The 26,012-nt window shown below is 61.8% G+C and carries 31 protein-coding genes; 22 read left to right on the top strand and 9 right to left on the bottom strand.

Translation table 11 applies throughout. The features are described 5' to 3' along the window. From MAXJ12_RS09520 to MAXJ12_RS09510, 3 genes are all read left to right on the top strand, one after another. A partial coding sequence (locus MAXJ12_RS09520; RefSeq protein ID WP_008835615.1) for a winged helix-turn-helix domain-containing protein occupies window positions 1-245 on the top strand: 245 nt, incomplete at its 5' end. 138 nt (window positions 246-383) lie between these two features. Further along, window positions 384-1,796, top strand: coding sequence for an ATP-binding protein (locus MAXJ12_RS09515; RefSeq protein ID WP_008835614.1), 1,413 nt, complete (start codon window positions 384-386; stop codon window positions 1,794-1,796). 293 nt (window positions 1,797-2,089) lie between these two features. After that, window positions 2,090-3,121, top strand: a complete 1,032-nt coding sequence (locus tag MAXJ12_RS09510; RefSeq protein WP_050898808.1) for a glycosyltransferase family 4 protein — start codon at window positions 2,090-2,092, stop codon at window positions 3,119-3,121. 18 nt (window positions 3,122-3,139) lie between these two features. On the opposite strand, the gene MAXJ12_RS09505 is transcribed toward MAXJ12_RS09510, so the two are convergent. From MAXJ12_RS09505 to MAXJ12_RS09490, 4 genes are all read right to left on the bottom strand, one after another. Further along, window positions 3,140-4,189 (bottom strand): DNA topoisomerase IB, encoded by a 1,050-nt coding sequence (locus tag MAXJ12_RS09505; RefSeq protein ID WP_008835612.1) that lies wholly within the window; start codon window positions 4,187-4,189, stop codon window positions 3,140-3,142. A gap of 115 nt (window positions 4,190-4,304) precedes the next feature. After that, window positions 4,305-4,664: a tRNA-binding protein gene (locus MAXJ12_RS09500; protein WP_008835611.1), complete on the bottom strand. Its 360-nt coding sequence runs from the start codon at window positions 4,662-4,664 to the stop codon at window positions 4,305-4,307. 2 nt (window positions 4,665-4,666) lie between these two features. Further along, window positions 4,667-5,167, bottom strand: a complete 501-nt coding sequence (locus MAXJ12_RS09495; RefSeq protein ID WP_008835610.1) for a type III secretion system chaperone family protein — start codon at window positions 5,165-5,167, stop codon at window positions 4,667-4,669. 321 nt (window positions 5,168-5,488) lie between these two features. Then, the gene (locus tag MAXJ12_RS09490; protein WP_008835609.1) at window positions 5,489-5,794 is read right to left on the bottom strand and encodes an accessory factor UbiK family protein; all 306 of its coding nucleotides are present in this window, start codon (window positions 5,792-5,794) and stop codon (window positions 5,489-5,491) included. A gap of 137 nt (window positions 5,795-5,931) precedes the next feature. Here MAXJ12_RS09490 and MAXJ12_RS09485 point away from each other — a divergent pair, with 137 nt between their 5' ends. The 8 genes from MAXJ12_RS09485 to MAXJ12_RS09450 all read left to right on the top strand — a co-directional run bounded on the left by MAXJ12_RS09485 (window position 5,932) and on the right by MAXJ12_RS09450 (window position 12,250). Beyond that, window positions 5,932-6,192, top strand: coding sequence for a type II toxin-antitoxin system ParD family antitoxin (locus tag MAXJ12_RS09485; protein ID WP_008835608.1), 261 nt, complete (start codon window positions 5,932-5,934; stop codon window positions 6,190-6,192). Next, window positions 6,189-6,491 carry a type II toxin-antitoxin system RelE/ParE family toxin gene (locus MAXJ12_RS09480; protein ID WP_008835607.1) on the top strand — a complete coding sequence of 101 codons (303 nt, stop codon included), beginning with the start codon at window positions 6,189-6,191 and terminating at the stop codon, window positions 6,489-6,491. The genes MAXJ12_RS09485 and MAXJ12_RS09480 overlap by 4 nt, the downstream gene beginning before the upstream one ends. 90 nt (window positions 6,492-6,581) lie before the next feature. Next, a complete protein-coding gene (lgt, locus tag MAXJ12_RS09475; RefSeq protein WP_008835606.1) occupies window positions 6,582-7,433 on the top strand; it encodes a prolipoprotein diacylglyceryl transferase in 852 nt (283 codons plus the stop codon). After that, on the top strand, window positions 7,430-8,518 hold the full coding sequence (locus MAXJ12_RS09470; protein ID WP_008835605.1) for a class I SAM-dependent methyltransferase: 1,089 nt from the start codon (window positions 7,430-7,432) through the stop codon (window positions 8,516-8,518). Before lgt ends, MAXJ12_RS09470 begins: the two co-directional genes overlap by 4 nt. Window positions 8,519-8,622: 104 nt before the next feature. Beyond that, window positions 8,623-9,417, top strand: a complete 795-nt coding sequence (pgeF, locus tag MAXJ12_RS09465) for a peptidoglycan editing factor PgeF (RefSeq protein WP_008835604.1) — start codon at window positions 8,623-8,625, stop codon at window positions 9,415-9,417. Next, entirely contained in the window at window positions 9,417-10,568 is a 1,152-nt protein-coding gene (locus MAXJ12_RS09460) for a M24 family metallopeptidase (protein ID WP_008835603.1), read from the top strand. The genes pgeF and MAXJ12_RS09460 overlap by 1 nt, the downstream gene beginning before the upstream one ends. Window positions 10,569-10,626: 58 nt before the next feature. After that, entirely contained in the window at window positions 10,627-11,199 is a 573-nt protein-coding gene (locus MAXJ12_RS09455) for a hypothetical protein (protein WP_040585551.1), read from the top strand. Window positions 11,200-11,314: 115 nt separating this feature from the next. Beyond that, the gene (locus MAXJ12_RS09450) at window positions 11,315-12,250 is read left to right on the top strand and encodes a ribose-phosphate pyrophosphokinase (RefSeq protein ID WP_008835601.1); all 936 of its coding nucleotides are present in this window, start codon (window positions 11,315-11,317) and stop codon (window positions 12,248-12,250) included. Window positions 12,251-12,255: 5 nt separating this feature from the next. Here MAXJ12_RS09450 and chrA read toward each other — a convergent pair whose 3' ends face one another. Next, window positions 12,256-13,596, bottom strand: coding sequence for a chromate efflux transporter (chrA, locus tag MAXJ12_RS09445; RefSeq protein ID WP_008835600.1), 1,341 nt, complete (start codon window positions 13,594-13,596; stop codon window positions 12,256-12,258). Window position 13,597: 1 nt separating this feature from the next. Further along, a complete protein-coding gene (locus MAXJ12_RS09440; protein ID WP_040585548.1) occupies window positions 13,598-14,407 on the bottom strand; it encodes a chromate resistance protein ChrB domain-containing protein in 810 nt (269 codons plus the stop codon). A gap of 261 nt (window positions 14,408-14,668) precedes the next feature. Between MAXJ12_RS09440 and MAXJ12_RS09435 the strand changes: the two genes are divergently transcribed. The 9 genes from MAXJ12_RS09435 to MAXJ12_RS09395 all read left to right on the top strand — a co-directional run bounded on the left by MAXJ12_RS09435 (window position 14,669) and on the right by MAXJ12_RS09395 (window position 22,164). Then, entirely contained in the window at window positions 14,669-16,447 is a 1,779-nt protein-coding gene (locus MAXJ12_RS09435) for a DEAD/DEAH box helicase (protein ID WP_008835598.1), read from the top strand. Window positions 16,448-16,856: 409 nt separating this feature from the next. After that, a complete protein-coding gene (locus MAXJ12_RS09430; protein ID WP_040585546.1) occupies window positions 16,857-17,498 on the top strand; it encodes a 50S ribosomal protein L25/general stress protein Ctc in 642 nt (213 codons plus the stop codon). 24 nt (window positions 17,499-17,522) lie between these two features. Beyond that, window positions 17,523-18,236, top strand: coding sequence for an aminoacyl-tRNA hydrolase (gene pth, locus MAXJ12_RS09425; RefSeq protein WP_008835596.1), 714 nt, complete (start codon window positions 17,523-17,525; stop codon window positions 18,234-18,236). 100 nt (window positions 18,237-18,336) lie between these two features. Beyond that, window positions 18,337-18,564, top strand: a complete 228-nt coding sequence (locus MAXJ12_RS09420; RefSeq protein WP_008835595.1) for a hypothetical protein — start codon at window positions 18,337-18,339, stop codon at window positions 18,562-18,564. Next, window positions 18,551-19,015 carry a PIN domain-containing protein gene (locus MAXJ12_RS09415; protein WP_008835594.1) on the top strand — a complete coding sequence of 155 codons (465 nt, stop codon included), beginning with the start codon at window positions 18,551-18,553 and terminating at the stop codon, window positions 19,013-19,015. The genes MAXJ12_RS09420 and MAXJ12_RS09415 overlap by 14 nt, the downstream gene beginning before the upstream one ends. An 11-nt stretch (window positions 19,016-19,026) precedes the next feature. Beyond that, window positions 19,027-20,130 (top strand): redox-regulated ATPase YchF, encoded by a 1,104-nt coding sequence (gene ychF, locus MAXJ12_RS09410; RefSeq protein ID WP_008835593.1) that lies wholly within the window; start codon window positions 19,027-19,029, stop codon window positions 20,128-20,130. 28 nt (window positions 20,131-20,158) lie between these two features. Continuing rightward, window positions 20,159-21,133: a magnesium transporter CorA family protein gene (locus MAXJ12_RS09405; RefSeq protein WP_008835592.1), complete on the top strand. Its 975-nt coding sequence runs from the start codon at window positions 20,159-20,161 to the stop codon at window positions 21,131-21,133. Window positions 21,134-21,235: 102 nt separating this feature from the next. Next, on the top strand, window positions 21,236-21,697 hold the full coding sequence (locus tag MAXJ12_RS09400) for a MaoC family dehydratase (protein WP_008835591.1): 462 nt from the start codon (window positions 21,236-21,238) through the stop codon (window positions 21,695-21,697). Next, a complete protein-coding gene (locus MAXJ12_RS09395; protein WP_008835590.1) occupies window positions 21,694-22,164 on the top strand; it encodes a MaoC family dehydratase in 471 nt (156 codons plus the stop codon). Before MAXJ12_RS09400 ends, MAXJ12_RS09395 begins: the two co-directional genes overlap by 4 nt. 224 nt (window positions 22,165-22,388) lie before the next feature. On the opposite strand, the gene MAXJ12_RS09385 is transcribed toward MAXJ12_RS09395, so the two are convergent. Further along, on the bottom strand, window positions 22,389-22,934 hold the full coding sequence (locus tag MAXJ12_RS09385; RefSeq protein ID WP_008835588.1) for an adenine phosphoribosyltransferase: 546 nt from the start codon (window positions 22,932-22,934) through the stop codon (window positions 22,389-22,391). Between the two features lie 138 nt (window positions 22,935-23,072). Between MAXJ12_RS09385 and MAXJ12_RS37590 the strand changes: the two genes are divergently transcribed. Next, window positions 23,073-23,432: a hypothetical protein gene (locus tag MAXJ12_RS37590; RefSeq protein WP_008835587.1), complete on the top strand. Its 360-nt coding sequence runs from the start codon at window positions 23,073-23,075 to the stop codon at window positions 23,430-23,432. After that, a complete protein-coding gene (locus MAXJ12_RS09375; protein ID WP_008835586.1) occupies window positions 23,413-23,748 on the top strand; it encodes a type II toxin-antitoxin system PemK/MazF family toxin in 336 nt (111 codons plus the stop codon). Before MAXJ12_RS37590 ends, MAXJ12_RS09375 begins: the two co-directional genes overlap by 20 nt. A gap of 54 nt (window positions 23,749-23,802) precedes the next feature. On the opposite strand, the gene MAXJ12_RS09370 is transcribed toward MAXJ12_RS09375, so the two are convergent. After that, complete coding sequence (locus MAXJ12_RS09370; RefSeq protein WP_008835585.1) at window positions 23,803-24,663, bottom strand: cytochrome c1; 861 nt, start codon at window positions 24,661-24,663, stop codon at window positions 23,803-23,805. A 27-nt stretch (window positions 24,664-24,690) separates the two neighbouring features. Further along, window positions 24,691-25,995: a cytochrome b gene (locus MAXJ12_RS09365; RefSeq protein WP_008835584.1), complete on the bottom strand. Its 1,305-nt coding sequence runs from the start codon at window positions 25,993-25,995 to the stop codon at window positions 24,691-24,693. Window positions 25,996-26,012 lie beyond the last annotated feature (17 nt).

Raw genomic sequence — 26,012 nt, 5'->3', positions numbered from 1 at the left:
AATGGAAGAGGGGGGGGGAGCCGCTCAAGCTAACCGACAGGGAACAGGAGATCCTGGCCATCTTCGCCGCGCGCGCCGGAGAAACCATTCCGCGTCACGAGTTGGTGGCCGGCGAGGCCGATGTCGGTGAGCGCACGATCGACGTACAGATCAACAGGCTCAGGCGCAAGATCGAGCGTGACCCCGCCAATCCCGTCTGGCTGCAGACGGTGCGCGGCATCGGCTACAGGCTTAGTGTCGAATAGCCAATACGGGCGTCGGCGATTGCCTCGACGGGCGGCTGCTTGGTCTGCTGGCGGTCTTTCGCTTTCGGAACCATCTTGTGTGGAATAGACTGCCGCCTGATGGCGCCAGACGGGCCGCGTCGGCAATGGAAACGATGAATGGCGACTTCCGAAGTGGATCGGACGGAAAATGAGGGCTTCGCAGCCAGGGTGCTGCGCACTATCGCCTCGATCCCCAAAAGCTGGAAAAGGTTCTGGCGGCTGGTCTCGCTCTATCTGCCCAAGCGGCTCTATGCCCGGTCGCTGATCATCATCATCACGCCGATGATCCTGTTGCAGTCGGTGGTGACGCTGGTGTTCATGGAACGCCACTGGCAGACGGTAACGCAGCGCCTTTCCACCGCCGTCACCCGCGACATTGCAGCGATCATCGACATGATCGAAACCTATCCGGAGGGCGACAACTATGCCGACGTGATCCGCATCGCTCAGGAGCGGCTGCGGCTCAAGATCGACATTCTTCCGCCCGACCCGCTCCCGCCGCCCGGGCCCAGGCCGTTCTTTTCGATCCTCGACCAGATTCTCTCGGCGGAAATCACCGACCAGATCGATCGTCCATTCTGGATAGACACGGTGGGGGACTCCGATGTGGTCGAAGTCCGCATCCAGCTCGAAGACAAGGTGCTGCGGGTTTTTGTGCGCCGCAGCCAAGCCTACGCCTCCAACACCCACATCTTCATCGTCTGGATGGTCGGTACATCGCTTGTGCTCCTGATGATCGCCATTCCGTTCCTGCGCAACCAGATAAAGCCGATCCTGCAGCTTGCCGAAGCGGCCGAGAGCTTCGGCAAGGGTCGGCCCATGCCGCGCAATTTCCGCCCTCGCGGAGCCGAGGAAGTGCGGCGCGCGGGTTTCGCCTTCATACAGATGCGCGAGCGCATCGAGCGCCAGATAGAGCAGCGCACCGCTATGCTGACGGGCGTCAGCCACGATCTGCGCACCATCCTCACGCGGTTCAAGCTGCAACTGGCGCTGAGCGGGGCGAAGGCGGACACCGAGGCGCTCAACCAGGATGTCAACGACATGCAGGCGATGCTGGAGGGCTATCTCTCTTTTGCGCGAGGAGAGGCGCTCGAAGATCCCGGCCGGTTCGATCTGACCGATTATTTCGAGAAGCTTGCCGAGGAAGCCAAGCTCCGCAAACGCACGCTGTCGACCTCCATGACCGGCGTTCCCGACATTCATGTCCGCCCCAACGCCTTTAACCGCTTGCTGTCCAATATTGTCGGCAACGCCTTCCGCTATGCGAAAAACGTCCGCGTCAGCGCCACCCATACACGCGGTTCGCTGACCATGATCATTGACGATGACGGCCCCGGCGTGCCCGCCGAGAGCCGGGAGGACGTATTCAAGCCATTCATGCGCCTGGATGCAGCGCGCAATCTCGACGCCAGCGGCACCGGCCTCGGTCTTTCCATCGCCCGCGATATCGCCCGCAGCCATGGCGGCGACATAACCCTGGAGGACAGCCCGATGGGCGGGCTCAGGGTGATCGTGCGGGTGCCGGCGTAGCTTGCGCGGTCAGGCGCGTAGTTGCGATGACCGCGCGGGAATTGCTCAGCCCCAAACGCCGGCTGCCTGCCTCCCAGAGTTTCGTCAGAGACAGGCGTTCGCGCTGAGCGGGTGACGGCTTCGGTGAGCGCCAGCGCCGCGTGCTCCGCGTCGCCCGATGGACCGATTCATTCTCCTGTCATGAAGCAATGTTGAAACGCCGCCATGCAAACCGAGGGGCCGGCGATTCGATGTCCGGGGGCGTGAATCAGCTGGCGGACAAGAACCTCGGGGCGGAAAAACTGCCCGCGACGTTGCGGATCATGCTGGTCACTGACGCCTGGCACCCCCAGATCAACGGCGTAGTGCGCACGCTGGACCGGCTCGCGCAGGAACTCGCCGCGGACGGCCACATGGTCGATTTGCTGACGCCGGCCGGCTTCAGCACCATCCCGCTGCCCTCCTATTCCGACATCCGGCTGGCGCTGGCCACGCCGCGCCAGATCGCCCGCCGCATCGACGCGGCAAATCCTGACCACATCCATGTCGCGACGGAAGGGCCGCTCGGGTTCCTGGCGCGGCGCTTTTGCCTCGCCAGGAGCGTCAGCTTCACCACGAGCTACCACACACGATTTCCCGAATATCTCCGGGCCCGCCTCCCCGTGCCCGAGAGCTGGACGTATCGATGGCTGCGGCGCTTCCACAATGCGGGCGCCGGAACACTGGTCGCGACGCCCTCGCTCGCCGCCGAACTGACTCAGCGCGGCTTCACCAATGTACGGCTCTGGACCCGCGGCGTCGACACTCAGACGTACCGGCCGGACCGCCGGCCGGTGCTCGATCTGCCCCGGCCGATCCTGCTTTCGGTGGGCCGGGTGGCGGTGGAGAAGAACCTGCCGGCGTTTCTCGAGCTTGATCTGCCTGGCAGCAAGGTCGTGGTCGGCGACGGGCCCGCGCTCGCCGCGCTCAAGGGGCAATATCCAGACGCGGTCTTTCTCGGCGCCCGCACCGGCGAAGAGCTTGCCGATATCTATGCATCGGCCGACCTGTTCGTGTTCCCCAGCCGGACCGACACGTTCGGCATCGTTCTTCTGGAGGCATTGGCGAGCGGTCTGCCGGTCGCCGCCTATCCGGTGACAGGGCCTCTCGATGTGCTTGGCGACGGCCTTGGCGGAGCGCTCTCCGAAGATCTCGGCCAAGCGGCACGGGCAGCGCTGGCCATTCCGCGCGGCGACGCCCGCACAAAGGCGATGAGCTATAGCTGGTCGTCATGCGCGAAGCTTTTTCTGCGCCATGTACGCACCGCGCACGGCGAGATCGGGACGATGCTGCGGTCGCGGATTTAGCTGGTCTTGGGAACATCGTTACCCAACGCCGTTCCCGGTGTTGGAGAGCCATTTCAGGACCAGTGTTTCTTCTTCGTCCAGTCCGTCGATCGGCTTACGGAACGATCGCCTGGCGGCAGCCATATCTTCGGCCAGCCGCCCTTCCGACCAGCGCTCAAGCACCAGCGGGTGGATATAGCACTTGCGGCAGACCGTTCGCGTGTTGCCGAGTCGTGCAGCCACACGGTCGACGATCTCGTTGGTGACCCGGGCGACCGCCGCCTTGGTGTCGGGAACCGGCGTGGCGGAAAAGAGCGAGGCCGCGCAGATCGTGCCGCCCCAGGTGCGGAAGTGTTTCGAACTGAAGTCTTGGCCGCTTGCCTGCCGAATATACGCATTCACGTCCTGTGAGCGCACGACGCTGCGCCCACCATCCTCGGTCTTGTACTGAAAGAGTTGCTGACCCGGCAGGTCCTGCGCGCCGCGCACGATCTTTGCGATGCGCCGGTCGACGAGCCTGAGATTCCATTCCTTGCCCGACTTGCCCTTGAAGGCAAACCGGATTTCGGAACCATTGATCATGACATGGCGGTCGCGCAGCGTCGTCAGCCCGAAGCTGTTGTTGTCACGCGCATAGGCGCTGTTGCCGACGCGTATCATCGTATTGTCGAGCAGCCAGACGACCGAGGCGACCACGCGCTCCGGCGGCAGCCCCGGCTTTTTCAGGTCGGCATCGACGTAGGCGCGCAGCCGCGGCAAAGCCTTCGCAAAGTCCACAAGGCTTGAATATTTGACTTCATCGCGGCAGGCCGACCAGCGCGGATGATAGCGATACTGCTTGCGCCCGCGCTGATCGCGGCCGGTGGCCTGGAGGTGCCCGTCCTCGACCGGCGAGATCCAGACGTCCGTCCACGCCGGCGGGATCGCCAGGCTCTTGATCCGGGCGAGCGCCTCGGGATCGGAAAGCCGCTCGCCTTCGGGTGTCGTATAGGAAAAGCCCTTGCCCACCCGCTGGCGCCTGATGCCCGGCTCTTCGTCGCTGACATGGACGAGCGAAGCGCTTCGCGCGGAAGCAGCCGGTTCGGGCATTATCTTTTTAGGGGTGCTTTCCTGGGAACGGTCCAGCACGGGCTACTCCGCCGGAATGAACGACGGAGGATAAGCAATCAGCCGCGCCTAAGTTCCAGGGATTGCAGAATGCAATTCAGAAGAGTCTGCCGCCGTCCGGAACCCTGCGTTCGATTGCGCCCAGAACGACGTCTCCATCCTCGTCCGGAAAGCCGAGGGTCAGGACTTCGGACAGGAATTTGCCGATCTGGCGCGGCGGGAAATTGACCACGGCAAACACCTGCCGCCCCACCAGCGTCTCGGGGCTGTAGTATTTGGTGATCTGCGCCGAGGATTTTTTCACGCCAATCTTAGGGCCGAAATCGATCTTCAGCTTGATCGCCGGCTTGCGGGCTTCCGGATAGGGTTCGGCTTCCACGATCGTGCCGGCGCGGATGTCGACACGATCGAAATCGGCAAAGCTGATCTCGGGCTTCCGCCCGCTCGGTGCAATCATGATCAGGCGGTGCCGAATGTCTCGAACAGGACGCTGGCCAACGCATCCTTGGCCGAAGTGCCCGACCAGACGACGAACTGAAAGGCCTGGAAATAGCATTCGCAGGCCTCGAGCGCTGAAGATAGAAGCACTTCTACCTGCTGACTGGACGGCTCGACACCGCCGGCAAGCAGCAGCGACTGCCGGAACATGATCGCGCCCTCCTGCTCCCACAGGTCGAAATGACCGAACAGCATCTGCTCGTTGATCAGAGACAGGAGCCGCATGATCTCCAGCGTCCGGCTCTCCGGCACCTTGATGTCGAAAGCGCAGGCAAGATGCAGGGCCTCGAAATCCTCCATCCACGAGAAAGAGACATGATAGTCGGTCCAGCTTCCCGCAACCGAAATCGATATTTCATCGTCGCCCGTGCGCTCGAACGCCCAGTCGTTATGGCTCGCGACATGCTCAATCACATCCACGGGGTGGATTTCGCGAGCAAACTCGAGTTCGAGAAGTTCCATGAAATGCTTCCTGTCGTTACGGGAGCGCCACCGCGCGCTCCGCGGGAAAGGCACACACGACGAACAAAATTCGCGAACTCAGGCAGGCAGGATGGTATGGCGCAACAGACCCCACGCCGGACCCCGCCGCCCGGCGCATGATCCGGCTCCGAATCATGCAACAAATTCAGTGTATTGATGCAGAGTCGCGTGACCAGCCCCTTTTTGCGCAGTGCGGCATAAGGGTGTGGAAAGCGACTGTCACAAAGATTCACGCGAACCGGATAAGCGATTCAGCGCAAAGCACTTTTCCGGATCAGGCTTTGTGGAAAAGTTAACGAATTATTTTTTCGGTTTGGCCTTGGAAGCAGCAGCAGCGGCATTGACGCCCGATAGCTCCGCGATGCGCGCCTCCAGCGCATCAATGCGCGCTGCGAGCCGCTTGGCCTCGGCACGGGATTTGATGGCCATTTCGCGCATCGCCTCGAACTCTTCGCGCTGCACTACATCCATCGAGTTCAGGATCTTTTCGGCCTGGCCCTTGAAAGCCGTCTCGACTTCGCGCCGGACGCCCTGCGCCGCACCCGCTGCATCGGTCACCAGCTTTGCAAATTCATCGAGTATGCGGTTCGGTCCGGTCGTCGACATGGCAAAAACCTCGTGGCGTCTCATTCGAAGTAATGGCGCGCAGCCATGAATGCAAGATCGTTGAGCCGCAACGGCGCACGCCAACTTGCCTGGACCCATAACAGTTATTAGAATATCCCAAACGCCTGGAGACAGTCATGCCGATCAGCGCCGATCTCGGCCCTCACCTCGAAGAGTTCGTCAGCAAACTCGTAAACAAGGGCCGCTACAACTCTAAAAGCGAGGTACTGCGCGAAGGCGTCAGGCTAATCGAGGAGCGCGAGGCAAGGCTTGCCGCACTCGACGCCGCGCTCGCGCGGGGAATAGCCGATGCTGATGCGGGCCGGGTGAAGCCGGCGGAAGAAGTATTTGCCCGGCTCGAAGCTAAATACCGATCTCAGGCTGAGAACCGCAAGTGACGCGGATCGCTTTCGCCGACGCGGCGGAACAGGACCTCGAAGCTATTGGCGATTACATTGCACTACAAAATCCCGGTCGTGCCGTGACGTTTGTTCTGGAATTGCGGGAACGCTGTATGAGCATTGCCGAAATGCCCAAACGATTTCCCTTGTTGCAAAGCAATCGTCCGGCGGGCATTCGCCGCTGCGTGCATGGCAGCTATCTGATCTTCTATCGGATAGAATCGGAACGAATAGAAATCCTTCATATTCTCCATGGCGCCATGGACTACGAAACGTTGCTGTTTCCTGACAATTGATCACCCGATAAGAGCTCACCGCCTCCGCCTTGACCCTGCCAAAGCGCTCCCGCATGGTCCACGCAAATTGCCTCCAGTCCGGAGTTCCGTTTGACCGACTATCTCCTCCTGCCACTCGCGGCGCTGCCGTTTCCGAATATCGATCCGGTCATCGTCCAGATCGGACCGCTGGCCATTCATTGGTATGGTCTCGCGTATATCGTCGGCATCCTCTTCGCCTACTGGTACGCCAAGCGACTTGTGACGGATTCCAAGCTTTGGGCCGGTGGCTCCCTGCCGATGAAACCGGAAGACCTCGATGATTTTCTGGTCTGGGCCGCTATCGGCGTCGTAGCGGGCGGGCGCATCGGTTACATATTGTTCTACGATTTGGAGCGTTACCTGGCCAATCCGCTGGACATCTTCGCCGTCTGGCAGGGCGGCATGTCGTTTCACGGCGGTTTTGCGGGAACCACACTCGCCATGATCCTGTTCGCCCGTTCGCGCGGCATCAATGTCTGGAGCTTTTTCGACGTGGTCGCGGCAGGCGCGCCGGTGGCGCTCGGGCTCGTCCGCAGCACCAACTTCATCAACTCCGAGCTTTGGGGCAGGCCGACCGACGTTCCGTGGGCTTTCGTGTTCCCGAATGGCGGACCGTTTGCACGCCATCCGAGCCAGCTCTATGAGGCGGCGCTGGAAGGGCTCGTGCTGTTCCTGGTGCTGCGTTTGCTTACTCATTCGCTTTTCAAGCTGAAGGCGCCCGGGTTCGTCGCCGGCGCGTTCGTCGCCGGTTATGGCGCGTCGCGCATCTTCGTCGAATTTTTCCGTGAGCCGGACCAGCATATCGGCTATTTGCTGGGCAATTGGCTGACCATGGGCATGGTGTTGTCGATCCCGATGGTCATTGTCGGGATCTGGATGATGGCGAGGGCGAGAAGGACCGCCGCGCCAAGCCCTGCATGACGCGGCTGAAGGAGCGCATTGCCGCTCTGATCGAGCTCAACGGACCGATCAGCGTCGCCGAGTACATGGCGCTTTGCCTGTTCGATCCAGAGTCCGGCTACTACACCAATCGCGAGCCGTTCGGCGTGGAAGGCGATTTCATCACCGCGCCCGAAATCAGCCAGATGTTCGGCGAACTGGTCGGTGTATGGCTGCGGGCCGCCTGGGATGCGATCGGCCGGCCAATGCCTGTTACCGTCGCCGAGATCGGCCCCGGCCGTGGCACGCTGATGAAGGATGTGCTGCGCACGCTTTCGAGGCTTGATCCCGGCTTGGCGACCGGAGCCGATTTCGCGATGATCGAGACCAGCCCGAGGCTGGCTGAAATTCAGAAGGAAACGCTGTCTAATATTGACGCAGGCATCAGCTGGCATGGTTCCGTCGACAATCTTGACTCGCAACCATTGCTCATCGTCGGCAATGAACTCTTCGACGCAGTTCCGATCCGCCAATATGTCCGCACCGGCGGCAAATGGCGCGAGCGAGCGGTAGGCTTGGATGAGGCCGGCAGCCTGACCTTCGTTGCAGGCGCCGGCGCGCCCGATCCCTCATTGCTCTCGCCGGAGACCGAAAGTGCACCGGAGGGCTCTATCACCGAACTTTCCCCGGCCCGGGCAGCGCTGATGGAGACGGTAGCCGAGTGGATCGCCCGTCATGGCGGAGCCGGCCTGTTCTTCGACTATGGTTATGCGACGCCTGCACTCGGCGACACGCTGCAGGCGCTTCGAAAGCACCAATATGACGACGTGCTCGCCCATCCGGGCGAGGTGGATCTGACCGCGCATGTCGATTTTTCCGCCCTTGCCGCAGCCGCGCGCGATGCCGGGCTCGACGCACACATCATGACGCAGGGCGAATTCCTGCTGGCCATGGGATTGCTCGAGCGCGCCGGGCGTCTTGGTGCAAACGCCGACCTTGTGACGCGCGAGCGCCTGTCCGGCGAGGTCGAACGCCTTGCCGGCCCTGACCAGATGGGAAACCTGTTCAAGGTGCTCGCGATCACGCCGCGCGGGGCCGCCGTTCCACCCTTCATTCCTTCGGATTGACTCGGCAAATCCCCTGCCCCACTGTCCAGCCACGGGAGCGCCGACCGGCGGACAAGGGCGAATTTGCCTTGACGCAATGGTGTTCGGAGACAACAAGGCGGAGCATGAGAACCGACTCGAAACCGGAGCCGCTCCGGTCACCTTTGCTTGCAAATGCGGAAGCACAGGGCATCCGCCACGGCTTTTTCACCCGCGTCGGCGGCATTTCGGAAGGCATATACCAAGGCCTCAACATCGGCGTCGGCTCGAATGACGATCCCGCACGGGTGCAGGAAAACCGTCGGCGCGTGGCCGAGTGGATGGGTGTCGCGCCAGATTCGCTGCTGTCGGTCTATCAAGTCCACTCGCCGGACGTGATCGTCGCCACCGGACCTTTTCCAGGTCCTCGGCCGCGGGCCGACGCTATCGTGACCGACCGGCCGGGACTGGCGCTTGGCGCTTCTTCTGCAGATTGCGGGCCGGTGCTGTTTGCCGACGCCGAAGCGCGCGTGATCGGCGCGGCGCATGCCGGATGGAAAGGGGCGCTCGCCGGCGTGCTCGAAAACACCATCGACGCAATGGAGGAATTAGGCGCCGTGCGCGAACGCATCGTCGCCGTGCTCGGCCCTTCGATCGGACCCGACAATTACGAAGTCGGAGCCGAGTTCGTCGCGCGATTCGCACAAGCCGACGAGGGAAACGACAAGTATTTCAAGCCGTCCCGTAACGGCGGCCACTCGATGTTCGACCTCAACCGCTATACGCTCGACCGGCTACGCAAGGCAGGCGTTTCGGCGGAAGGCCTCGACCGCTGCACCTATGCCGAGGAAGACCTTTTCTATTCCTATCGCCGCACCACCCATCGCAGGGAGGCCGATTACGGCAGGCAGATCTCGGCAATCGTTCTGGAGGAAATTTGATGGCGCTGCATTTTGAACGATCGGAATTCGACGCGCGCCGCGACCGGCTGATGATCGAGATGGCCGAAAAGAAGCTCGATGCGCTTCTGCTGTTCGCGCAGGAAAGCATGTACTGGCTGACCGGCTACGACACGTTCGGTTTCTGCTTCTTCCAGTGCCTCGTGCTGGAGGCGGACGGCTCGATGGTTCTCCTGACGCGGTCGGCCGATCTGCGCCAGGCGCGTCACACGTCCACGATCGAAAACATCGTCGTGTGGACCGACCGGGCGGATGCCAATCCGGCGCTCGACCTGCGCAATCTGCTGAACGAACTGGATCTTCTGGGCGCTCGCATCGGCGTTGAATACGACACCCATGGCTTGACCGCCTTCAACGGCCGCAGGCTTGACGACCAATTGCAGACATTTGGCCAGATCGCCGACGCTTCCGGTATCGTCCAGCGCCTGCGCCTGTTCAAGAGCCCGGCCGAGATCCAGAAAGCGGAGAAGGCGGCCAATCTGGCCGACGACGCTTTCGATGCAGCGCTTGGACTGATCAAACAGGGCGCCGACGAAGGCGTTATCCTTGCGGCAATGCAGAGCGCGATCTTTGCCGGCGGCGGAGATTATCCCGCCAACGAGTTCATCATCGGATCGGGCGCCGACGCGCTCCTCTGCCGCTACAAGGCCGGCCGCCGAAAGCTCCTGAAGAACGACCAGTTGACGCTCGAATGGGCCGGCGTGTTCCACCATTACCACGCCGCCATGATGCGCACCGTACTCACCGGCAAAGTCTCGAAGCGGCATCAGGAACTGTTCGACGCCTCGCGCGACGCGCTTATTGCCGTCGAAAAGGCCATGACGCCGGGCAACACCTTCGGCGACGTGTTCGACGCTCATGCGCGGACGCTGGAAGCTCACGGCCTTACGAAGCACCGGCTCAACGCCTGCGGCTATTCGCTGGGTGCCCGTTTCACGCCTTCATGGATGGACATGCCGATGTTCTACCAGGGCAACCCGGAACCCATAGCGCCGAACATGACGCTGTTTGCGCACATGATCATCATGGATTCCGAGACTGAAACCGCCATGACGCTAGGCCGCACTTACCTGACGACGGATTCGCAGCCCAGGCCGCTTTCGCGCCATGATCTCGACTTGATCGTGAAGTGAATCCGGAATGCGAAAGGGATTTCCGCTTGGCGCGAGGGGCGCAGAGAGGTTCGGGAGAATGAGACGTTTGCCGTCAATGGCCGTGTCATTGCTCGCCGCGGCCGCATTGTCGGCCTGCACCAGCACCCAGGACGTCCTCGAGCCTTCCGCCATCGCCGCACAGCCGCCGGCGCAAGGCGACGCCGCTCCGTTGCAGCCGGCCACCACAGCCACGCCCGGCGCATCGACGACGCCGACGCCAGCCCAGAGCGCCGCCGTCGCGGCCAATGCTCGCATTCAGTTCGCTCCGATCGTCGGCACCTCCGTCGAGGCCGCGACGACGCTGTCCCAGCGGCTGTCCACTCGTGCCCGCGAGCGCGGCATCGTGCTTGCACGCAGCAATGACCCAGCCACGACGCATGTGCTGAAGGGCTATTTCACGCCGCTTGCCGAAGGCAAGGAAACCACCGTCATCTATGTCTGGGATGTCTACGATCCCGCCGGAAACCGGGTTCACCGCATCACGGGACAGCAAAAGGCGCGGTCCGCTGGCGGTGACGGCTGGTCGTCTGTTTCCTCGTCAACCATGCAGACGATTGCCGATGCGACCATAGACCAGCTGATTACCTGGCTTTCGGCGCGCACCGGCTGATCACGGCAATGCGATCAACCAAATCTATGGATTGTGGGCCGAAAACGTATCCCGGCGCTTGCAATAGCAGCGAAGGCCGCTAAAAGCCGCCTCATATTCCTACCAGGAACGGTGTATGAAACTCTTCGCGGGCAATTCCAACCGGGTGCTGGCCGAAGCGGTCGCCCGCTATCTCAATGTACCGATCGGCAAAGCCAGCGTGCGGCGCTTCGCCGACCAGGAAATTTTCGTCGAGATCCAGGAGAACGTCCGCGGCGAGGATGTCTTCATCCTGCAGTCGACCTCGTTCCCGACCAACGATCATCTGATGGAACTTCTCATCATGATCGACGCCTTCATGCGCTCCTCGGCGCGCCGCATCACCGCCGTCATTCCCTATTTCGGCTATGCGCGGCAGGATCGCCGCGCTTCCGGTCGCACGCCGATCTCGGCGAAGCTTGTCGCCAACATGATCACCCGCGCCGGCGTCGACCGCGTGTTGACCCTCGACCTCCACGCCGGGCAGATACAGGGCTTTTTCGACATTCCGACCGACAATCTGTTCGCCGTCCCGGTGATGGCGCGCGACGTCAAGGCCAAGTACAAGCAACTCGCCAATGTCATGGTCGTTTCTCCGGATGTCGGCGGTGTGGTTCGCGCCCGTGCGCTCGCCAAGCGCATCGACGCGCAACTGGCGATCGTCGACAAGCGCCGCGAGCGGCCGGGCGAATCGGAAGTGATGAACGTCATCGGCGACGTTCGCGGCAAGGATTGCCTACTGATCGACGACATCGTCGATTCCGGCGGCACGCTGTGCAACGCCGCCGACGCGCTTCTCGCCAACGGGGCGACCACCGTCACCGCTTATATCACCCACGCCGTACTGTCCGGCGGCGCGGCAGCCCGCATTGCGGCATCGAAGCTGCAGGAACTGGTGATCACGGATTCGATCCAGCCGACCTCCGCAATAGAGGCCGCGCACAACATCCGCGTCGTCTCTATCGCCGACCTGATCGGCGAAGCGATCTCCCGGACGGCCACTGAGGAATCGGTCTCGAGCCTGTTCGATTAGCTGCCCTACGACAACGTCCAAATCATTCCGGCCAATCCGGCCGCGACGAGCACCGCGATCATGTTCTGGTGATAGCGGATGAGCGCGATGCCGGCCGCGACGGCTATAGCCGCCGCTGCGAGATCGACGGTAGTTAGATCAGGCGCCGGCAGGACAAACGGCCCGATCGGCCATTCGCCCACATGTGCAAATAGCACATGCAGCGCGAACCAGACCGCGAGATTGGCGATGATGCCGACTACCGCGGCGGTGACTGCGGACAGGGCGCTGGCGAGCCAGCGCACATTGCGCACCGTTTCGACATAGGGCGCGCCGACGAAAATCCACAGGAAGCACGGCACGAAGGTGAACCACAGCGTGACGGCCGCACCCAGTACACCGCCGGTCAGGGCGTCGAGGCCGGAGAGGCGCGCCCCACCCAGAAAGCCGACGAACACCAGCACCAGTATTAACGGACCAGGCGTGGTTTCGGCAAGGCCGAGGCCGGTCAGCATCTCGTCCGGGCGGAGCCAGCCATAGACCTCCACGGCCTGCTGCGCCACATAGGCGAGCACCGCATAGGCGCCGCCGAAGGTGACTGTCGCCATTGTCGAGAAGAATGATGCTTCGGCGGAAAAGACATTGGCGCCGCCGAGCGTTGCGTGGAGCGCGAATAGCGGGACAAACCAGATCGCCAGCCACACGGCGAGAGTGACGAGGAATCTCCTCCAGTTCGGTCGAGCCCACTCCGGCATTTCTATTTGCATATGCGCATCGGCGGCCGCGGCTTTCGCTTTTGCCCCGGCCCTGGAATTCGTCTTGCGAAGGAAAACGCCGATCAGCGCCGCCGCGGCTATGATCAGCGGAAACGGCAGCTTCAGAAACGCGATTGCGATGAAGGCCGCCGCCGCCAGCACCACCATCGTCCAGTCCTTGAGCGCGCGCTTGGAGACTTTGATCAGCGCTTCCAGCACCACGGCGAGCACTGCTGCCTTCAAGCCGAACAGCAGGCCTTGCACCAGCGGTACATCTCCAACCGCCAGGTAGAGAGCTGAGAGAAGCGTAATGACAATCGCGCCGGGCAGGACGAAAAGCAGGCCGGCGACCAGCCCTCCCCGCACACCATGCAACAGCCAGCCGGCATAGGTGGCCAATTGCATGGCCTCCGGTCCGGGCAGCAGCATGCAGTAGTTCAGCGCGTGCAGGAAGCGCGGCTCATCGAGCCAGCGTTTCTCATCGACCAGAATGCGATGCATCAGCGCGATCTGCCCGGCCGGCCCGCCGAACGACAGCAGGCCGATCTTTGCGAAAGTTCTCGTCGCTTCGGAAAACGACGGATCGGCGGGCCGGCTTGCTTGAATGTCCATGCTATGCCGCCTTCACCGGCCAATTGTGCGTTTCCTGGGTGGCATGGCGACACCAGCCATAAAGCGCGTCGTAGATCACCATGCCCTTTTCCAGTTGCGCCAGATCGTCCGCTTCGATCGCCGAGAGTCCGAGCGAGATCGCCAGAAGTCCAGCCGCCTGCGGCTCCAGTTCCAGGCCCGCCGTATCGGCCCCCCGCACGATTCTTGCAAGATGGAGCAAGGCGGGATCGGTCAGGCCGAACTCGGAAATCAACGTGTCGAAGGTGCACTCCACGCCGCGATGCGAATAGTGCACATCCTTGATGTCATAGGGAATCCCCCCAATCTCGTCGGCAACGTCCCTTACCCATTCTGCCGCGACGAAATGGAATATCGCAAACGGATCGATGAAGCGGCGGACAAGCCACGGACAGGCGATCCGGTCTATCTTCGGCCTTTCCCTGGTCACCCAGACGCTCGGGCCGGTGGCGACATCCACGCTCGGTCCGTCGCGCGTGACCATGACGCCGCCGGCGTCCTCATAGGCCTCCATGCCGCCCTCCAGCATGGCGACATCGGCGCCTTCCGCTGCCAGTCGCGCGGTGGCTAACTCGCTGACATTGTGGCCGTGAATGCAATAGATGACGACCTGGCGGCCGTCGGCGAACTCGGGCAGCCATTCGGCGGTCTTCAGGTGATCGCGCCAGACAGCACCGGCGATACGCTTGCCGGAACTCCGGAAAACGCTGTCGCGCCTCACATCAACGACATGAGGAAACCGGTCTGTGCCGGTCAACGCAACAAGTTCCTGGGCTGAGATTCTTCGAGGCATGGTTTTTCCTCCGCATAAACAAGCGAAGGCGGAACTTGGGCCGAAGCCTCAACGGGGAGTCCACCCATGCCCCCGATATCAAGACCTTAGCCCTGCCGGCGGCCATGTTCAATGACGATTTCACGGCGAACGCTATAAAGCCGCACCCTCGCTGGCAGCTTGCCGGTCCCTGCCCAACTCTTTAGGGAGAGGCCTTGACTGTCTGATTGCGCGCCCGCTCAAATTTGAGCCGCCGCTACATATACAATGAAAGTTCGTTCCATGACCGAATTCGACACGATGGCGCCGCCGCTGAAGGCTGCGCTCGCGGCCCGTGCCTACGACAGGCTGACGCCCGTGCAGAGCGCGATGCTCGGCACGGAAGCGCAGAGCGCCGATCTGTTGGTGTCGGCGCAGACCGGTTCGGGCAAGACGGTCGCGTTCGGCATCGCGATCGCGCCGACGCTTCTGGGCGGTTCGCCGCGATTCGGCCCGGCCGGCCTGCCGCTGGCGCTGATCGTCGCACCGACGCGCGAACTCGCTATGCAGGTTCGTCGCGAATTCGAATGGCTCTATCGCGACACGGGAGCGCGCATCGGCTCCTGTGTCGGCGGCATGGACATGCGCACCGAACGCCGGGCGCTCGCCGACGGCGCGCATATCGTTGTCGGTACGCCCGGCCGCCTGCGCGATCACATCACGCGCGGCTCGCTCGATATTTCGGAACTTCGCGCGGTCGTCCTCGACGAGGCCGACGAGATGCTCGACCTGGGTTTTCGCGACGACCTCGAATTCATTCTCGCTGCCGCGCCCGATGAGCGCCGGACGCTGATGTTCTCGGCCACCGTTCCCAACCAGATCGCGCAACTGGCAAAACGCTTCCAGCGCGACGCGCTGCGCATCACGGCGGCGGGCGAAAGCAGCCAACACAGCGACATCGAATACCAGCAGATCCTGGTCGCGCCGGCCGACCGCGAAAACGCCATCATTAACACGCTGCTGTTCTTCGATTCACAGAACACGATCATCTTTTGCCATACCCGCGAAGCGGTGAAGCATCTGGCCAGCCGCCTTGGAAATCGCGGCTTTCCGGTCGTTGCACTATCGGGCGAACTCAGTCAGGCGGAGCGCACAAACGCACTGCAATCGATGCGCGACGGCCGCGCCCGCGTCTGCGTAGCGACCGACGTCGCGGCGCGGGGCATCGACTTGCCCAATCTCGACCTGGTCATTCATGCCGACATGCCGACCAACCCCGACACGCTGCTGCACCGCAGCGGGCGCACCGGGCGTGCCGGCCGCAAGGGCATCTGCACGCTGATCGTGCCATATCATCGGCGCAATGCCGCTGCGCGCGTGCTGAAGCTGGCGAAGCTCACGGCGCGGACCGTGCCCGCGCCGACGGCGAGCGACATCGAACGGCACAACAGGGAGCGCATTCTCGAGGATCCGGCCTTGGCGGTGGCGCCGGGCGAGGACGAGATCGCATTCGTCAAGGAATTGATGAACGCCCACAGCGCCGAGCACATCGCTGCAGCCTATCTCCGCCTCCAACTGGCGGCGCGCCCTGCCCCGGAAGAACTCCTCGACGCCCCTTCGAGCTTCGCCGAGCGCGGACAGCGCGAGCCTCGCGCGGAAGCGCCACCCCGGGATCGCAGCGACTTCACCAACGGCGTCTGGTTCCGCGTCTCCGTCGGCCGCAAGCACCGCGCCGAGCCGCGCTGGCTCTTGCCGATGATCTGCAAAGCCGGCCACATCACCAAACGGGCCGTGGGCTCGATCAAGATTCTCGACACGGAAAGCCAGTTCGAAATTGCCGGCGACAAGGCGGAAAGCTTCTGGGCTGCGGTCAGGGAGAACGGCACCGGCGAAAAGGGCGTCACGATCCAGCGTCTCGACGGCAAGGCCCCGGCCAAAACCGGGCCGGCCAACGAAGCCGCGCCGGGCTCCTGGAACAGCGCGAAAAAGGGCAAATTCAAGCCGAAGAGCAAACCACGGCCGGAGGCTTCGACCGGCGCGCCTCCACCGAAGAAGCTCAAGAAGAAGCGCCCGAAGCCATAGCTTCGAAGAATTTGCTGCTTTGTGTAGCAAGAGCAGCAACTTCGCGGTAGCGCGGAGGCGGCGATTTTCAGGACAATTGGGGATGGACCGACGATCGCTGGGCGGGGGGCTTGGGGGTCGCGACCGCCGGTCCGTGCCCACGTTGAAGCTTCAACTACAAACGTTAGCGGTCGATAACGGGCAGCCTTCAAAAAGGTTCCCGGTGTTCGAATTATTTTTTTCCGCCCGAACAGAGTTGGAAATTCTGCGCAAACTTGCGCTCTCGGATGCCTTCGGCTATAGAGCCGCCACCCGCGTAGACACCCTTGGAGGCAACGCGGCGGAAGGCCGCCTCATCCGGCGGCTTTCGACGTTTGGGGCAGGGCAAGCGCCCGCCGCAGACGCTCCAGTAAACCCGAAAGGAAATGCCATGAGCCACGACACTTACGAGCTCAAGGCCGAAACGCGCGAACAGGTCGGTAAGGGGTCCGCCCGTGAAGTTCGCCGCAACGGCAAAGTGCCTGCAGTCATCTACGGCGACAAACAGCCTCCCCTGGCGATCGCCCTGTCCTACAAGGACATCTACTACAAGATCCACGGCGGCGGTTTTTTGACCACCATCGCCACGATCGACGTCGGCGGCAAGAAGGTTCAGGTTCTACCTAAGGACTACCAGCTCGACCCCGTCCGCGATTTCCCGATGCATGTGGATTTCCTGCGCATCGGCAAGGACACCGAGGTCAACGTCAACGTCCCGGTCCACTTCATCAACGAAGAGAAGTCGCCCGGCATCAAGCGCGGCGGCGTTCTCAACATCGTGCGCCACGAAGTCGAGTTCCACTGCCCGGCCAATGCGATCCCCGATTCCATTACGATCGATCTCACCGGCACGGATATCGGCGATTCGATCCACATTTCGGCGGTCAAGCTGCCGGCCGGCGTCAAGCCGGTCATCTCGGACCGCGACTTCACCATCGCGACCGTCGCAAGCTCCTCGGCCATGAAGCCGGAAGCTGCTGAAGAGACGGCGGCCGAGGTGGAAGAGGAAGAAGAAGAGGCCGACGAGGAATAATCTCGCAACCCGGAGGCCGAAGCCGTGCTTCTCTTTGCTGGTCTTGGCAATCCGGGCGCGAAATACGCCAATCACCGGCACAATGTCGGCTTCATGGCGGCGGACGCGATTGCCCGCCGCCATGATTTTTCGCCATGGTCGAAGAAGTTCCAGGGCCTCGTCGCCGAGGGAAATCTCGGCGGCGAGAAGGTCATCCTCATCAAGCCCCAGACTTATATGAACCTGTCCGGCCAATCGGTCGGCGAGGCGATGCGGTTCTACAAGCTACGGCCGGCCGATCTCACGGTATTCTACGACGAACTCGACCTGGCGGCCGGCAAGGTGCGGGTAAAAGTCGGCGGCAGTGCGGGCGGCCATAACGGCATCCGCTCGCTCGACCAGCATATCGGGAAAGACTATCGCCGCGTGCGCATCGGCATCGGCCATCCCGGTATCAAGGAGTTGGTCTCGCCGTACGTGCTGGGCGACTTCGCCAAATCCGACAAGGAGTGGCTGGAGCCCCTGCTGGACGCAATCGCGGGAAGTGCCGAACTCCTGGTCAAAGGCGAGGATTCGAGTTTCATGAACAAGGTCAGCCTTGCCGTTTCCGGCGGCGGCAAGGCGAAGCCGGAGCCGGACCGCCCTGCCCCGAAACAGCAGAGCCACATACGTCAGGCGCGCCAGCAGCCTCCCGCCGTGAAGGCTCCCGAGACGGGGCCGATGGCCGCAATGTTGAAACGGCTCTTTGGCAGGGATTGACCTGCTGGGAGACTTGAAATCCGGCGTCAGCCGGATTAATTCTCACGGAAACATGAAATTCGTGTTTCCGTGAGCTGAAATGAAAAACGTAACTATCTCCATGGACGACAAGCTCTATCGCGCGACGCGCATTAGGGCGGCTGAGGCACAGAAAAGCCTCTCCCGCTATATCGCGGACAAGTTGCGAGAGGATAACACAGATGGCACGCAGACCGGAGCGCGCAATCCTCAACTGGAGGCGATAGAGCGTATCCTCGCCGGGCCGATGTGGGATGTAACTGAGAACGGCCGCATGCCAACGCGCGAAGAGCGAAATGCCCGACGCTGACGTCTTCGTGGATTCCAGCGTCCTGATCTACCTCCACGACCGTCACGAGCCGGAGAAAGCGGCGATTGCGGGCGCTACGCTTAAGCGCATCGCGGAAGAGCAACGGGCAAGGACTAATCTGCAGGTGCTGAACGAGGTCGCTCACGTATTGCTCAGAAAGAAATGGTTCGATTCTCCGGCGACGGTGTTTTCAATCATCGACGCGTTCGGTGTTTTCGGGAAAGCACCGATCACGCCTGAGCAGTCGTCGCTCGCCCGTCTGATCCACGTCCGGACAGCTTTCAGCTGGTGGGACAGTCTGTTGCTTGCTTCCGCGCTCGACCTCGGCTGCACTTATTTCTTGACCGAGGATCTGTCCGATGGACAGCGCATCGAGCTCGGGCGAGGCAAAAGCTTGACGATCGTCAACCCTTTCGCCCATAGCCCTGACCAAATTCTCTTCTCCCGATAGGACCGGACAAAATGGGTTTCAAATGCGGCATCGTTGGTTTGCCCAACGTTGGCAAATCGACGCTTTTCAACGCGCTGACGCGGACTGCCGCCGCGCAGGCGGCCAATTATCCTTTCTGCACCATCGAGCCGAATACCGGCGAAGTTGCGGTGCCCGATCCGCGGCTGCAGAAGTTGGCGGCTGCCGGCAAGTCGAAGGAGATTATCCCGACCCGCATTTCCTTCGTCGATATTGCCGGCCTGGTGCGCGGCGCTTCCAAGGGCGAAGGGCTGGGCAACCAGTTCCTGGCCAACATACGCGAGGTCGACGCCATCGTGCATGTGCTGCGCTGTTTCGAGGATGACGACATCACGCATGTCGAAGGCAGGATCGATCCTGTCGCCGACGCCGAGACAGTCGAGACCGAGTTGATGCTCGCCGACCTCGAAAGCCTGGAACGGCGCATCGTCCAGTTCCGCAAGCGCGCCAGTGGCAAGGACAAGGAAGCGTTGACGGTTCTGCCGATGATGGAGCAGGCGTTGTCGCTGCTGCAGGACGGCAAGCCCACGCGCATCCTGCTCGACGGAATCGCGGCCGAGGATCTGGCCATCCTGCAAGGCCTCAATCTCCTTACCTCGCACCCGGTCCTTTATGTCTGCAACGTCTCCGAGGCCGATGCCGCAACGGGCAACGAGCATACCCGCGCTGTCGAGAAAATGGCGGCCGGCCAGGGCGCGCGCACCGTGGTCATTTCGGCCGCGATCGAAGCCGAGGTGGCGCAGCTTGACGACGAGGAGGCCAAGGAATTCCTGGCCGATCTCGGCCTGGAAGAGCCTGGCTTGGACAAGCTCATCCGCGCCGGTTACGAACTGCTGCATCTCATCACCTTTTTCACCGTAGGGCCGAAAGAGACCCGCGCCTGGACCGTCCACAAGGGTTCCAAGGCACCGCAGGCGGCGGGTGTCATCCATACGGATTTCGAGCGCGGCTTCATCCGTGCCCAGACAATCGCCTACAACGACTTTGTGACGCTCGGCGGCGAAGTTCCCGCCAAGGAAGCCGGCAAGGCGCGCGACGAGGGCAAGGAATACGTCGTGCAGGACGGCGACGTCATGCTGTTCAAGTTCAATACCTGACGATATCCCACCAGGCGGGAGAACCGGCATGATCAAGGCATTCGTCGTGGACAAGGGACGGCTGCGCGCCACCGGCGATCTTCTCGCCCACAAGGGAGAGGTCGTCTGGGCGGACCTCTTTGATCCTACGAAGGAGGAAGAAGAGACTATCGAGAACTGGATCGGCGTCGGCATTCCTACGCGCGAGGAGATGGAAGAGATCGAGATCTCGTCGCGGCTCCACACCGAAAACGGCGCGTTCTTCATGACCGCCATCCTGCCCGCCCAGGCCGACGGCGACCACCCGGTTATGTCGCCCGTGACTTTCGTGCTTTCTGAAAACCGTCTGATCACCATCCGCTATCATCAGCCGCGGGCCTTTGAGACCTTTCCTGCGCGGGCCGAAAAGGCCGACACCGGCTGCACCAGCGGCGAAACGATCCTGATCGCCTTGCTGGAGGCGATAGTGGACCGTGTTGCGGATATACTCGAACGCGCCAGTCGAGAGGTCGTCGAGATTTCGCACGACATCTTTCATCCCGCCGAAAAGAAGGCTTCGAAGCGCGACCGTGGCTTTCAGATCGTTTTGCGCCGGATCGGGCGCAAGGAGGATCTGGTGTCCAAGATCCAGGACAGCCTGCTGACCTTGCAACGTTTGTCCAGCTTTCTTGGTCAGGCGACGATGCAGCGGGGGAGCGACAAGGATGTGCGCGGCAGGGTGAAGACGCTTGCGCGGGACGTGGAATCGCTGTCCGATCACGCTGCGTTCCTGTCGCAGAAGATCACGTTCCTGCTGGATGCCACGCTCGGAATGATCAACATCGAGCAGAACGCCATCATCAAGATCGTCTCCGTCGCCGCGGTCGTCTTCCTGCCGCCGACGCTGGTTGCTTCGGTCTACGGTATGAATTTCGACGTCATGCCCGAATTGAAATGGCTGCTGGGCTATCCTTTTGCGCTGGCGCTCATGGTCCTGTCGGCGGTTCTTCCCTTCTGGTATTTCAAGCGCCGCGGCTGGCTCTGAGCCCCGGTACTGGCTCTGGCCCAAGGCTTTTCTCGACATGTGCTTGCCGCATTGGGCCGATCCCACCATTATGAAGGTTCAAATCTGAACAGGATTTCGGGCATGACCGCCAAGAAGTGGGCCTATGAGGATTTTCGCGAGGACGCCTCCATCGACCTCGGCTCAAAACTTGTGACCCCCGAAGAGATTATCGAATTCGCGAGCGAGTTCGACGCGCAGCCGATGCATCTGGACGAAGAAGCGGGCAAGGCCAGTATTCTAGGTGGCCTATCCGCGTCTGGCTGGCACACATGCGCGATATTCATGCGGATGATGTGCGACGCGTTCCTGCTCGATTCGACGTCGCAGGGCGCGCCCGGCATCGAATATGTCCGCTGGAAAAGACCGGTCCTCGCCGGCGACACACTAACCGGCCGCAGCACCGTCCTTGCCAAGCGCGTGTCGAAATCGCGGCCCAGCCTCGGCTTCGTCACCTGCCGACACGAACTGTTCAATCAGAAGGGCGAGCAGGTGTTCGAACTCGAAAACATCGGAATGTTCCTGAAGCGCGAGGTCTTCGCATGACGCTCGACGAGTTTTTCGGCATCGGCGTCACCACTCCGCTCGGCTCGCACAAATTCGAAGCGGACGCCATCAAGGCGTTCGCCAGGAAATATGATCCGCAGCCTTTTCATATCGACGAATCCGCTGCGAAGAACAGCGTCTTCGGCGGTCTCTGCGCGTCCGGCTGGCATACGGCGGCGACCTGGATGAAATACAATCTGGCGACCGGCATGGAAACGGAGGGCAGACGCTGGCGGGGCCCCGGCCCACGTCCCGAATTCGGCCCCTCGCCCGGCTTCAAGAATCTGAAATGGCTGAAACCCGTCTATGCGGGCGAAACCGTCAGCTTCACCCGCACCGGCGTGGCGCACCGTCCTATCGCATCGCGTCGGGGTTGGCGGCTCCTGACCCTCCGCGCCGATGCATTCGATTCGACCGGCGACAAGGTGCTGGAGTTCGAAAGCGCCGTGCTGGTGAAGGTGGGGTAACGACGCGGCTGCTCAAAACCACCGCATCCAGATTCCCAGCCGAAATAGCCAAGCCAGACAGGTCAACGCGCCCCAGATAAGAGCAGCGGACATGCTCCGCTTGCCGACCAAAAGTGCAATCGTGACGACCGGACCGACAAAAGTAAGGACCTCCACCACGAAGATCAGGAGGAGTCCCAGGACAGCACCTATCAACGCAGTTCCGAAGTGAGTAGGCCCCACCTTCAATGCCCCTCGAACGCGATCAGCGTTCTGACCGGCACATCCAGCGCCTCAAGCTTCCTGCGCCCGCCGAGCTCCGGCAGATCGATGATGAAGCATGCCGCGACGATGTCGGCGCCCATTTGGCGCAGAAGCCTGACAGCGCCGTCCGCCGTGCCGCCGGTAGCGATCAGGTCGTCGACGAGGATCACCTTTTCGCCGGCCGCCACGGCGTCCTTGTGCATCTCCATCTCGTCCAGTCCGTATTCGAGGCTGTAGGCGACGCGCACGGTCTCGTGCGGCAGCTTCCCCTTCTTGCGGATCGGGATGAAGCCGGATGAAAGCTGATGGGCGATGGCGCCGCCGAGGATGAAACCGCGCGCCTCGATGCCGGCAACCTTGTCAATCTTGGTCCCGGCGTAGGGATGCACCAGTTCATCGATGGCGCGGCGAAACGCGCGCGCATTGCCGAGCAGAGTGGTGATGTCGCGAAACATGATCCCCGGTTTCGGATAGTCCGGAATGGTGCGGATCGCCGAAAGGAGCGTGTCTTCGAGTGAGGATTTCATGGAGCATCCTGTTTTGGACCAATTCGTTCTAGACATTGGCCGCGATCAATGGAAGCGGCGTGCGCAATAAGGCACGGCAATTCGTCGCTTGACCCCACCCTCACCCCACCCTATCTGTAGCCTGAAGGGAGATGGACGATGCTGATCGAGATCCGCGACGATGTCATCTGGGCGAAACATCTGAAAGCAAGTCCGGCGCTTTACAATGCAGTGGTCAATCTTCCCGAGGAAGAAACAATAAATCTGGCTGTCGATGGCATCGTCGGCAAGTGGGCGAGAATGCGCACAGGTGCCGATGGACGCCCGACCTTGGGCATAAAGCCGGTAGGCGCGATGGCGACTGTTTGGAAGCGTCTACAGGAAAGACGTGGCGAGAAAGTACGCGTCAGTTGGCCGGATGACGAAGAAGACGCATGGCTTCGTCTCGCTGACACGACATTCGAGGAATGGTACTCGGCGGAAGACGAAGAGGCCTTTGGTGACCTACGACCGCTATGACGTCATCCTGGTGCAATTTCCATTCACCGAAAAACGCGGTCAGAAGCAACGTCCAGCCATCGTCCTAACGGACCGCGATTTTAATAACGCACACCTGCACGCGGTGACTGCGATGGTCACAACCGCAAGCAATACGAGATGGGCAAGCGATTTGCACATCGCGGCGTTTGCCGAGGCTGGGCTGCGCTCGCCATGCTTCGCCCGAATGAAGCTGTTCACCGTCGCCGAAGATTTGATAATCGGGCGGATCGGGACACTGGCCCAACAAGATCAAACAAGCATGGCGACCGCGATCCGATTCCTGTTCGGCACATGAAAAAGGGCGCTTGCGAGCGCCCCTTTCAAAATCCGGTTCCACGATTTCCAGCGCTCAATGCGCCACGCCGGCCCAGACCTTGCGCTTCGTCAGGTAAACGAGGCCGGTGAACAGGATCATGAAGGCCATGACGCTGAAGCCGGTCTGCTTGCGCGCTTCGAGATGCGGCTCGGCAGCCCACATCAGGAAAGCAGAAATGTCGCGGGCATACTGGTCCACGGTTTCGGGGGAACCATCGTCATAGGTCACCTGACCGTCCGACAGCGGCGGAGCCATGGCCAATGACTTGCCGGCGATGAAATACGGATTGTAGTAGGTACCCTCCGCAATCTCCATGCCGGCCGGCGCTTCTTCTTCATAGCCGGTCAGCAGCGCGTGGATATAGTCGGGACCGCCCTCGGCATACTGCGTGAAGATGTCGAACACGAACAGCGGGAAACCGCGCTCGACGCCGCGCGCCTTTGCGATCAGCGAGAAATCGGGCGGCGCGGCGCCGTTGTTCGCTGCGGCTGCCGCTTCCTGGTTGGGGAAGGGTGAAGGGAAATAGTCCGAGGGCAGTGCCGGCCGTGTAAACATCTCGCCGTCGGCATTAGGTCCGTCGGTCGCCTCGTATTCGGCGGCAAGCGCCTTGACCTGGGCCTCCGAATAGCCGAGCCCCTCCAGCGTGCGGAACGCAACCAGCTCCATCGAGTGGCAGGCCGAACAGACCTCCTTGTAGACCTTCAGGCCGCGCTGCAGCTGAGCCTTGTTATAGGTGCCGAAAGGCCCCGCGAACGACCAGCTCTGCTCCTCCGGCTTGTGGATCGGGAAGTGCGTGGGCTCGGTCTCGCTGTGCTCCTCCTGCGCGGTGGCTGCGCCGAGCGCGCCGGCCAGGACGAAGCCCGCCACGGCAAGACCGTTGAGAATCTTCTTCATTCCGAAAGTCCCTCTCAAGATTCTCAACTAGCCTTTGATTTCCGGCGACGCAGGCGCGTGGGCCAGATGCGCGGCGCCACCCATCTTGTTCTTCTTAAGCACCGCTTCGGTGATCGAGTTCGGCAGGCGCCGCGGCGTCTCGATGTAACCGAGAACCGGCATGATCACGAGGAAGAAGCCGAAATAGTACAGCGTCGAAATCTGCGACATCACCACATAGGCGCCTTCCGCCGGACGCGAGCCGAGCCAGCCCAGGAACAGCGCGTTCGCTGCGAAGAGCCAGAAGAACAGCTTGTACAAGGGGCGGTAGGCGGCCGAGCGCACCTTGGACGTGTCGAGCCAGGGCACGAAGAACAGCACCGCGATCGCGCCGAACATTGCAAGCACGCCGCCGAGCTTGGAATCGATCGGGCCGATGTTGAAGGTGATGGCGCGCAGGATCGCGTAGAAGGGCAGGTAATACCATTCGGGCACGATGTGCGCCGGCGTCTTCAGAGGATCAGCGATGATGTAGTTGTCGGGATGGCCCAGATAATTGGGGATGTAGAAGAGGAAGTACGCGAACACGAGCAGGAAAACCAGCATGCCGAACGCGTCCTTCAAGGTCGCATAGGGCGTGAAGGGCAGCGTGTCGGTCTTGGACTTCACCTCGATGCCGGTCGGGTTGGTCTGCCCGGTAACATGCAGCGCCCAGACGTGCAGAATGACGACGCCGGCGATCATGAACGGCAGCAGATAGTGAAGCGAAAAGAAACGGTTGAGTGTCGGATTGTCGACCGCGAAGCCGCCCAGAAGCAATTGCTGGATCCAGTCGCCGACCAGCGGGATCGCCGTGAAGAAGCCGGTGATGACGGTCGCGCCCCAGAAGCTCATCTGGCCCCAGGGCAGCACGTAGCCCATAAAGCCCGTAGCCATCATCAGCAGGTAGATGATGCAGCCGAGAATCCAGAGCAGCTCACGTGGCGCCTTGTAGGAGCCGTAGTAGAGGCCGCGGAAAATGTGGATGTAGACCGCGATGAAGAAGAACGACGCGCCATTTGAGTGCAGGTAGCGCAGAAGCCAGCCCGAATTCACGTCGCGCATGATCTTTTCGACCGATGCGAAGGCGAGCGTGGTTTCCGCGGTGTAGTGCATGGCCAGCACGACGCCCGTGAGTATCTGCGACGCCAGCATGATCGCCAGAATGCCGCCGAACGTGTAGGCGTAGTTCAGATTGCGCGGCACCGGGTAGGAGACGAATGAATCGTACACCAGGCGCGGCAAAGGCATGCGTGCATCGACCCAGCGGCCAAGGCCCGTTTTCGGCGTGTATGTCGAGTGTCCACCGCTCATGATATCCCCCAGAAACC

It is taken from the genome of Mesorhizobium alhagi CCNWXJ12-2, assembly GCF_000236565.1.
In the GTDB taxonomy this organism is placed as follows: domain Bacteria; phylum Pseudomonadota; class Alphaproteobacteria; order Rhizobiales; family Rhizobiaceae; genus Allomesorhizobium; species Allomesorhizobium alhagi.
Note: the sequence above shows the minus strand (reverse complement) of the source record. Positions and strands in the feature narration are given on the sequence as shown.

Bases quoted from the DNA above. Each gene is read 5' to 3' on its own strand.
- MAXJ12_RS09515 (WP_008835614.1), top strand. From the start codon at position 384: ATGGCGACTTCCGAAGTGGATCGGACGGAAAATGAGGGCTTCGCAGCC.
- MAXJ12_RS09505 (WP_008835612.1), bottom strand. From the start codon at position 4,189: ATGCCCGAACCGGCTGCTTCCGCGCGAAGCGCTTCGCTCGTCCATGTC.
- MAXJ12_RS09500 (WP_008835611.1), bottom strand. From the start codon at position 4,664: ATGATTGCACCGAGCGGGCGGAAGCCCGAGATCAGCTTTGCCGATTTC.
- MAXJ12_RS09495 (WP_008835610.1), bottom strand. From the start codon at position 5,167: ATGGAACTTCTCGAACTCGAGTTTGCTCGCGAAATCCACCCCGTGGAT.
- MAXJ12_RS09490 (WP_008835609.1), bottom strand. From the start codon at position 5,794: ATGTCGACGACCGGACCGAACCGCATACTCGATGAATTTGCAAAGCTG.
- MAXJ12_RS09485 (WP_008835608.1), top strand. From the start codon at position 5,932: ATGCCGATCAGCGCCGATCTCGGCCCTCACCTCGAAGAGTTCGTCAGC.
- MAXJ12_RS09470 (WP_008835605.1), top strand. From the start codon at position 7,430: ATGACGCGGCTGAAGGAGCGCATTGCCGCTCTGATCGAGCTCAACGGA.
- pgeF (WP_008835604.1), top strand. From the start codon at position 8,623: ATGAGAACCGACTCGAAACCGGAGCCGCTCCGGTCACCTTTGCTTGCA.
- MAXJ12_RS09460 (WP_008835603.1), top strand. From the start codon at position 9,417: ATGGCGCTGCATTTTGAACGATCGGAATTCGACGCGCGCCGCGACCGG.
- MAXJ12_RS09455 (WP_040585551.1), top strand. From the start codon at position 10,627: ATGAGACGTTTGCCGTCAATGGCCGTGTCATTGCTCGCCGCGGCCGCA.
- MAXJ12_RS09450 (WP_008835601.1), top strand. From the start codon at position 11,315: ATGAAACTCTTCGCGGGCAATTCCAACCGGGTGCTGGCCGAAGCGGTC.
- chrA (WP_008835600.1), bottom strand. From the start codon at position 13,596: ATGGACATTCAAGCAAGCCGGCCCGCCGATCCGTCGTTTTCCGAAGCG.
- MAXJ12_RS09440 (WP_040585548.1), bottom strand. From the start codon at position 14,407: ATGCCTCGAAGAATCTCAGCCCAGGAACTTGTTGCGTTGACCGGCACA.
- MAXJ12_RS09435 (WP_008835598.1), top strand. From the start codon at position 14,669: ATGACCGAATTCGACACGATGGCGCCGCCGCTGAAGGCTGCGCTCGCG.
- MAXJ12_RS09430 (WP_040585546.1), top strand. From the start codon at position 16,857: ATGAGCCACGACACTTACGAGCTCAAGGCCGAAACGCGCGAACAGGTC.
- MAXJ12_RS09420 (WP_008835595.1), top strand. From the start codon at position 18,337: ATGGACGACAAGCTCTATCGCGCGACGCGCATTAGGGCGGCTGAGGCA.
- MAXJ12_RS09415 (WP_008835594.1), top strand. From the start codon at position 18,551: ATGCCCGACGCTGACGTCTTCGTGGATTCCAGCGTCCTGATCTACCTC.
- ychF (WP_008835593.1), top strand. From the start codon at position 19,027: ATGGGTTTCAAATGCGGCATCGTTGGTTTGCCCAACGTTGGCAAATCG.
- MAXJ12_RS09405 (WP_008835592.1), top strand. From the start codon at position 20,159: ATGATCAAGGCATTCGTCGTGGACAAGGGACGGCTGCGCGCCACCGGC.
- MAXJ12_RS09400 (WP_008835591.1), top strand. From the start codon at position 21,236: ATGACCGCCAAGAAGTGGGCCTATGAGGATTTTCGCGAGGACGCCTCC.
- MAXJ12_RS09395 (WP_008835590.1), top strand. From the start codon at position 21,694: ATGACGCTCGACGAGTTTTTCGGCATCGGCGTCACCACTCCGCTCGGC.
- MAXJ12_RS09385 (WP_008835588.1), bottom strand. From the start codon at position 22,934: ATGAAATCCTCACTCGAAGACACGCTCCTTTCGGCGATCCGCACCATT.
- MAXJ12_RS37590 (WP_008835587.1), top strand. From the start codon at position 23,073: ATGCTGATCGAGATCCGCGACGATGTCATCTGGGCGAAACATCTGAAA.
- MAXJ12_RS09370 (WP_008835585.1), bottom strand. From the start codon at position 24,663: ATGAAGAAGATTCTCAACGGTCTTGCCGTGGCGGGCTTCGTCCTGGCC.
- MAXJ12_RS09365 (WP_008835584.1), bottom strand. From the start codon at position 25,995: ATGAGCGGTGGACACTCGACATACACGCCGAAAACGGGCCTTGGCCGC.